Origin of the sequence: Hydrogenophaga sp. (assembly GCF_019635465.1) — a bacterium.
Classification (GTDB): domain Bacteria; phylum Pseudomonadota; class Gammaproteobacteria; order Burkholderiales; family Burkholderiaceae_C; genus Hydrogenophaga.
The window spans coordinates 236,927-243,310 of record NZ_JAHBZK010000004.1 but is presented as its reverse complement, the minus strand read 5'-3'; the positions used below and the strand labels follow the sequence as shown (position 1 = coordinate 243,310).

8 protein-coding genes are annotated in these 6,384 nt (G+C 68.3%); 1 reads left to right on the top strand and 7 read right to left on the bottom strand.

What is annotated here, in order from left to right; genetic code table 11:
• The 4 genes from KF871_RS05375 to hemA form a co-directional block, all read right to left on the bottom strand.
• The coding region (locus KF871_RS05375) for a glutaredoxin domain-containing protein (protein WP_291139253.1) at window positions 1–151 on the bottom strand (151 nt) is incomplete at its 3' end.
• A gap of 44 nt (window positions 152–195) precedes the next feature.
• On the bottom strand, window positions 196–1,023 hold the full coding sequence (gene prmC, locus KF871_RS05370; protein ID WP_291139216.1) for a peptide chain release factor N(5)-glutamine methyltransferase: 828 nt from the start codon (window positions 1,021–1,023) through the stop codon (window positions 196–198).
• Window positions 1,020–2,105: a peptide chain release factor 1 gene (gene prfA, locus KF871_RS05365; protein WP_291139214.1), complete on the bottom strand. Its 1,086-nt coding sequence runs from the start codon at window positions 2,103–2,105 to the stop codon at window positions 1,020–1,022. Before prfA ends, prmC begins: the two co-directional genes overlap by 4 nt.
• Before the next feature lie 58 nt (window positions 2,106–2,163).
• Window positions 2,164–3,456: a glutamyl-tRNA reductase gene (gene hemA, locus KF871_RS05360; RefSeq protein WP_291139211.1), complete on the bottom strand. Its 1,293-nt coding sequence runs from the start codon at window positions 3,454–3,456 to the stop codon at window positions 2,164–2,166.
• A gap of 49 nt (window positions 3,457–3,505) precedes the next feature.
• On the opposite strand from hemA, the gene KF871_RS05355 reads away from it, so the two are divergent.
• Window positions 3,506–3,766, top strand: a complete 261-nt coding sequence (locus KF871_RS05355) for a hypothetical protein (RefSeq protein ID WP_291139208.1) — start codon at window positions 3,506–3,508, stop codon at window positions 3,764–3,766.
• Window positions 3,767–3,770: 4 nt separating this feature from the next.
• Here the strand turns inward: KF871_RS05355 and ugpQ are convergent, their stop codons facing one another.
• Genes ugpQ through ugpE form a run of 3 tightly spaced genes read right to left on the bottom strand, consistent with a single transcriptional unit; the run spans window position 3,771 to window position 6,384 of the window.
• A complete protein-coding gene (gene ugpQ, locus KF871_RS05350; protein WP_291139205.1) occupies window positions 3,771–4,517 on the bottom strand; it encodes a glycerophosphodiester phosphodiesterase in 747 nt (248 codons plus the stop codon).
• Window positions 4,518–4,521: 4 nt separating this feature from the next.
• Window positions 4,522–5,532 (bottom strand): sn-glycerol-3-phosphate import ATP-binding protein UgpC, encoded by a 1,011-nt coding sequence (locus tag KF871_RS05345; protein WP_291139202.1) that lies wholly within the window; start codon window positions 5,530–5,532, stop codon window positions 4,522–4,524.
• Window positions 5,533–6,384 carry a sn-glycerol-3-phosphate ABC transporter permease UgpE gene (gene ugpE, locus KF871_RS05340; protein ID WP_291139199.1) on the bottom strand — a complete coding sequence of 284 codons (852 nt, stop codon included), beginning with the start codon at window positions 6,382–6,384 and terminating at the stop codon, window positions 5,533–5,535.

Genomic DNA, 6,384 nt, shown 5'->3' with positions numbered 1-6,384 from the left:
TCACGGCCCGGGTGTCCACGCCGCAGGCCTTGAGGATCTGGATGGCGCGGCCCGAGAAGCCGCACATGGGGAAGCTGGCGTTGCCCTTCATGAAGAGCACGATGTCGTTGGCCTTGACCAGTTGGTCGATGCGGGTCTGGGTGTCGCTCATGGGTGGGTCCTGTGGGGGCCGGGTGCAGGCCGGCGAGGGGCGGATTATCGCGCGACCGGCCATTGGCCGCCGCTGCAGCGCACGATGCCCGCAAGGTCGGTGCGGCCGCTCACCGCCCCGAATCCCCGTTCGCGCAGCAGTTGTTGCACGGCATCGCCCTGGTCGTGCCCGTGCTCCAGCAATAGCCAGCCGCCCGGATCGAGGTGGGCCGGGGCGCGGGCGATGATGGCCCGCAGGTCGTCCAGGCCGTCGGCGCCGGCGGTCAGCGCCGAGCGGGGTTCGTGGCGCAAGGCGGCGAGATGGGGGTCGCCCTCGGCGATGTAGGGCGGGTTGCTGACCAACAGGCCAAAGCGCTCGCCAGGCAGGGCGTCGAACCAGTGACCCGACGCAAAGCGCACGGTCAGCCCCAGTTCGCTGGCATTGGCGCGTGCCACCGCCAGTGCCTGCGGGCTGCGATCGGTGGCCACCACCGACAGGGCAGGCCGCTGGTGTTTGAGCGCCAGCGCAATGGCACCGCTACCTGTGCCCAGGTCGGCGACCCGCAACGGCGCGTCGCCGGCCAGGTCCAGCGCCCACTGCACCAGGGTTTCGGTGTCGGGGCGGGGCGCCAGCACATGTTGGTTGACCTGCAGCGGCAAACCAAAGAAGGCCTGCTCGCCGCGCAGGTAGGCCATGGGCTCACCGTCGCAGTGTCGTTGCAGCAGCTCGGCCAGGCGTTGGCTGGCGGCTTCATCGATGGTGTCGCCGTCGTGGCCCAGCAGCCAGGCCCGGGCGTGCGGGTCCCGTCCCAGTGCCAGAAGCAGCAACTGCTGTGCCTCCAGCCGCGGCAGACCGGCCTGCACCAGCGCGCTCAACTGCTCTGCCAGCGTCATGCCGCGCTCTGTTCCAGCTCGGCCATCAGCTCGGCCCCCCGCGCCACCTGCAGGGCGTGTACCACGTCGTCCAGCTCTCCTTCCATCACGGCACCCAGCTGGTAGATCGTGAGGTTGATGCGGTGGTCGGTGAGCCGCCCCTGCGGGAAGTTGTAGGTGCGGATGCGGTCGCTGCGGTCGCCACTGCCGATAAGCCCTTTGCGCGTGGCGGCTTCCTTGGCGGCGCGCTCGGCGCGGTCCTTCTCGCGCAGGCGGGCGGCCAACACCTGCAGGGCCTTGGCCTTGTTCGCGTGCTGGCTGCGGCCGTCCTGGCACTCGGCGGTCATGCCGGTGGGCAGGTGGGTCACGCGCACGGCCGAATCGGTCTTGTTGATGTGCTGGCCGCCCGCGCCACTGGCGCGGAAGGTGTCGATGCGCAACTCGGCGGGGTTGAGCTCGATGGCCTGGGTTTCGTCGGGCTCGGGCATCACCGCGACGGTGGCGGCGCTGGTGTGGATGCGTCCTTGCGCCTCGGTGGCGGGCACGCGCTGCACGCGGTGGCCACCGGACTCGAAGCGCAGCCGTCCGTAGGCGCCGTCGCCTTCGATGCGCAGCACCACTTCCTTGTAGCCACCCAGCTCGCTGGGCGACTCGCTCAGCGTCTCCACGCGCCAGCCCTGGCGCTCGGCATAGCGGCTGTACATGCGCGCCAGGTCGCCGGCGAACAGCGCCGATTCGTCGCCGCCGGTGCCCGCGCGGATTTCGATGAAGGCGTTGCGCACGTCGTCGGGGTCGCGCGGCAACAGCAGGGTCTGCAACTGGGTGTCGAGTTCGGCCAGGTCCTGCTCGCAGGCGGCGATTTCCTCGCGGGCCATGTCGGCCATCTCCGCGTCTCTGGTCAACTCGCGCGCCGCGTCGAGGTCGGCCTCACGCTGGCAGAAGCGATCGAACACGCCGACCACCTCGCTGGCTTCCGCGTGCTCTTTGCTGAGCGCGCGAAAGCGCCCGATGTTGTCCACCACATCGGGCGCCGACAAGAGGGCATCGAGCTCGTGCAGGCGAGCCCGTTGGCGCAGGAGGGAATCACGGACAAAAGATTTCATGAAGGTGCTTGCCAAGGACGGGGCTGCCCGATGGGCGCCCGCAAAGGCACTGGCGTCGCTAGTTGCGCGGCTCGCGCGGCGGCGCCGTCTCGCGCAGGAACAGCCGGGTGACGGTCTCGGCCGTGGCGGCTCGCGCGGCGGCGTCGCCGGCATGCAACTCGGCCAGCGTGCCGTGCAACATCTTCTGGGTCAGTCCCTTTGACAGCGCGTCCAGCACCGCGTCCACCGGCTCGCCGCGCGCCAGCAGCTTCCTGGCCCGCGCCAGTTCGTGTGCGCGCCAGGCGTCGGCCTGGGCATTGATCTGCTGGATGAGTGGCACCACGCCGTTGGCGGGGTCGCGGCGTTCCATCCAGTGCATGAAGCTCAGCACGCCCGCGTCGATGATGGCTTCGGCCTGCGCCACGGCGGCCTGGCGGTTGTCCTTGCCGGTCTGCACCACCTGGGCCAGATCGTCCACGGTGTAGAGGTAGATGTCGGACAGGTCCTTGACTTCGGCCTCGATGTCGCGCGGCACCGCCAGGTCAACCATGAACATCGGTCGGTGCTTGCGACGTTTGATGGCGCGCTCGACCGCACCCAGGCCGATGATGGGCAGGGTGCTGGCGGTGCAACTGACCACGGCGTCGAATTCGTGCAGCCGCTCGGGCACGTCCGCCAGGCGCATCACCTGGGCGCCAAAGCGCGAGGCGAGCTTTTCGCCGCGTTCCATCGTGCGGTTGGCAATGGCCATGCCTTTTGGGGTGCGGGCAGCGAAGTGGGTGGCGGCCAGTTCGATCATGTCGCCGGCGCCGACGAACAGCACGCGGATCTCGCGCAGGTCCTCGAACAGCTGAGAGGCCAGACGCACCGCAGCGGCGGTCATGCTGATCGAGTGCGCGCCGATTTCGGTGGAGCTGCGCACCTGCTTGGCCACCGCGAACGAACGCTGGAACAGCTGGTGCAGCGTGGTGCCCAGGGCGCCGGCCTCGTCGGCTGCGCGCACCGCGTCTTTCATCTGCCCGAGGATCTGGGCCTCGCCGAGCACCATGCTGTCCAGGCCGCTGGCCACGCGAAACGCATGACGGGCGCTCTGGTCGTCGCGCAGCACATAGGCGTGGTCGCGCAGCACCTGGGTGCTGACGCCGCCGGTCTGGGCCAGCCACTCCAGCGTGGGTTCCAGCACCGAGGGGTCGCCGGCGCCGTACAGCTCGGTGCGGTTGCAGGTGGACAGCAGTGTGGCCTCGGGCTGGCGCGGCAGGCGGTCGCGCAACTGGTGCAAGGTGGGCTGGATCTGGTCGAGCGCGAACGCAAAACGGCCCCGCAGATCCAGCGGGGCCGTCTGGTGGTTGATACCGAGCGTCCAGACCGACATGGCCCGGATTATAAAATTTGCCGCTTATGAACGGTGTGCCGGTTTTCCCATGAGCTTTTGGTTGTCGCTGGTGCACCTGGCCACCTTCGTGGCGCCGGCCGTGGTGGTGGCTGCCCTGCTGTGGGCCGGCTTGCGGTTCAGGCGCACCGCGCGCTTTGGCCCGGCGACCCAGTTTGCCGTGCTGATGGCGGCCGGCGTGGTGGTGCTGGTGGCCGGTCTGGTGGTGTTCGGGCGCGACGGACGTGTCGCGACCTATGCGGCCTTGGTGCTGGTGCTGGGCTCCCTGGCCTGGTGGCTGCGCGCGCGCTGAGCGTTCAGCTCACCGGCGCGAACAGGTCTACCCGGTCGGTGATGATGCCGTCCAGGCCGAGGTCGATCAGCCGCTCGGCGGCCCATTCGTCGTTGACGGTGTAGGCCAGCATGCGCCAGCCCTGGGCGCGCGCCAGACGAACCAGAGGTCGATCCCACAGCGCCTGGTTGCAAATCAGCGCTTGCACCTGCAGGTCCGCGGCCTGGGCCTCCCAGCCGCTCCATAGCGTGTCGAGCAGCAGCCCGCGCGGCAGATCGGGGGCGGCCTGTTTGGCGCCCAGCAAGGATTCGGGGCGAAACGAGGTCAGCAGCGGCAGGCGATCGGGCTGGTGCACCCACAGGCGCTGGGCTTCGGCCGCCACGACGCGGCCGGTCTCCAGTTCCGCGCCCGGCGTGGGTTTGATTTCGATGTTCAGCCAGTGCCGGTTGGCCTGGCAATGGCGCGCCACGCTGGCCAGGGTGGCCGGGGGTTCACCCGCAAATGCGCGCGAATGCCAGCCACCGGCGTCGAGCCGGCTCAGCTCTGTCCAGGTGCGCTCGCCGGCCACGCCGTGGCCGTTCGAGGTGCGCTCCAGGGTGGTGTCGTGCAGCAGAAAAACCACGCCGTCGGCGCTGAGTTTGGCGTCGCATTCGTACATGCGGTAGCCATGGGCCGCACCCAGCCGGAAGGCAGCCAGGGTGTTCTCGGGCGCCAGCTTGCCGGCGCCGCGGTGGGCAATCCACAAAGGGTAGGGCCACGGGGGCAGGGCCATGGTGTCAGTCGTCGATGCGGCGCTGGGTGGCGGCGTCGAACCAGTGCAGGCGGTCTTCGCGTGGGCGGGCGTGGACGGTGCTGCCCACGGGGGGCGCGCCGTCGCCTTCGTGGGTGCGCAGGATGACGGCTTCATCGCCCAGGCGGCAGTGCACCAGGCGCTCGGCACCCAGCAACTCCACGGTTTCCACCGTCATGGCCCAGCCGTCGTCGCTCAGGTCTAGGTGCTCCGGGCGGATGCCCAGGATGCGGCCTTCGCGCGCGCCAGGCGCGTGCTGCAGCAGGTTCATGGGTGGCGAGCCGATGAAGCTGGCCACGAAGGTGGTGGCCGGCCGGTTGTAGACCGCCTCGGGGGTGCCGAACTGCTCCATGTGACCGGCGTTCATCACCATCATGCGTTGGGCCAGCGTCATGGCCTCGACCTGGTCGTGGGTGACGAACAGGCTGGTGATGCCGAGCTCGCGGTGCAGCTTCTGGATCTCGATGCGGGTCTGGGCGCGCAATTTGGCATCCAGGTTGGACAGCGGCTCGTCAAACAGAAAGACCTGCGGCTGGCGCACGATGGCACGCCCCATGGCCACGCGCTGGCGCTGGCCGCCGGAGAGCTGACGCGGCTTGCGCTCGAGCAGGTGGCCCAGCTCCAGGATCTTCGCGGCCTTGTCCACGCGCGCCTTGATCTCGTCCTTGGGCACCTTGGCGATCTTCAAGCCGTAGGCCATGTTGTCGAACACGCTCATGTGCGGGTAGAGCGCGTAGTTCTGGAACACCATGGCGATGTCGCGCTCGGCCGGCTCCAGCGCATTGACGACGCGCGGGCCGATGCTGATCTCGCCGCCGGTGACTTCTTCCAGACCAGCCACCATGCGCAGCAAGGTGCTTTTGCCGCAACCCGAGGGACCGACGATGACGATGAACTCGCCGTCGCCGATGTCGGCATTGACGCCGTGGATGACCTGCAGCGCCTGCTTGCCCTGGCCGTAGCGCTTGATGACGTTGTTGAACTGAATGGCAGCCATTTATTTCTCTGAGTCGACCAGGCCCTTGACGAACCAGCGTTGCATGAACAGGACCACGAGGGCGGGCGGAATCATGGCCAGGATGGCCGTGGCCATGACGATGTTCCAGTCGTTGGCGGCGTCACCGCCGGAGATCATGCGTTTGATGCCCATGACCACCGGGTACATGCTCTCGTCGGTGGTGACCAGCAGCGGCCACAGGTACTGGTTCCAGCCGTAGATGAACTGGATGACAAACAGCGCCGCGACGCTGGTGGACGACAGCGGCAACAGCACGTCCCAGAAAAAGCGCATGGGCCCGGCGCCGTCCACCCGGGCCGCCTCCACCAGCTCGTCGGGCACGGTGAGGAAGAACTGGCGGAACAAAAACGTGGCGGTGGCGCTGGCGATCAGGGGCACCGTCAGACCGGCGTAGCTGTTGAGCATGCCGAGGTCAGACACCACCTGGTAAGTGGGGCCGATGCGCACCTCCACCGGCAGCATCAGCGTGACGAAGATCGCCCAGAAGAAGAACATGCGTCCCGGGAAGCGGAAGTACACGATCGCAAACGCCGACAGCAGCGAGATCGCGATCTTGCCGATGGCAATCACCAGTGCAGTGACCAGGCTGACCGTCATCATGCGGCCCACCGGTGCGGTGGACGCTGCGCTGCCGCTGGTGCCGTTGATGGCCTGGGTGTAGTTCTCGATCAGGTGCGGCCCGGGCAGCAGGGGCATGGGCACCTGCACGATCTCCTGTGCGGTGTGGGTGCTGGCCACAAAGGTGATGTAGAGCGGGAAGGCGATGATGATCACGCCCAGCACGAGCACGATGTGCGAGATGGCGGTGGCGAGGGGGCGGCGTTCAACCAT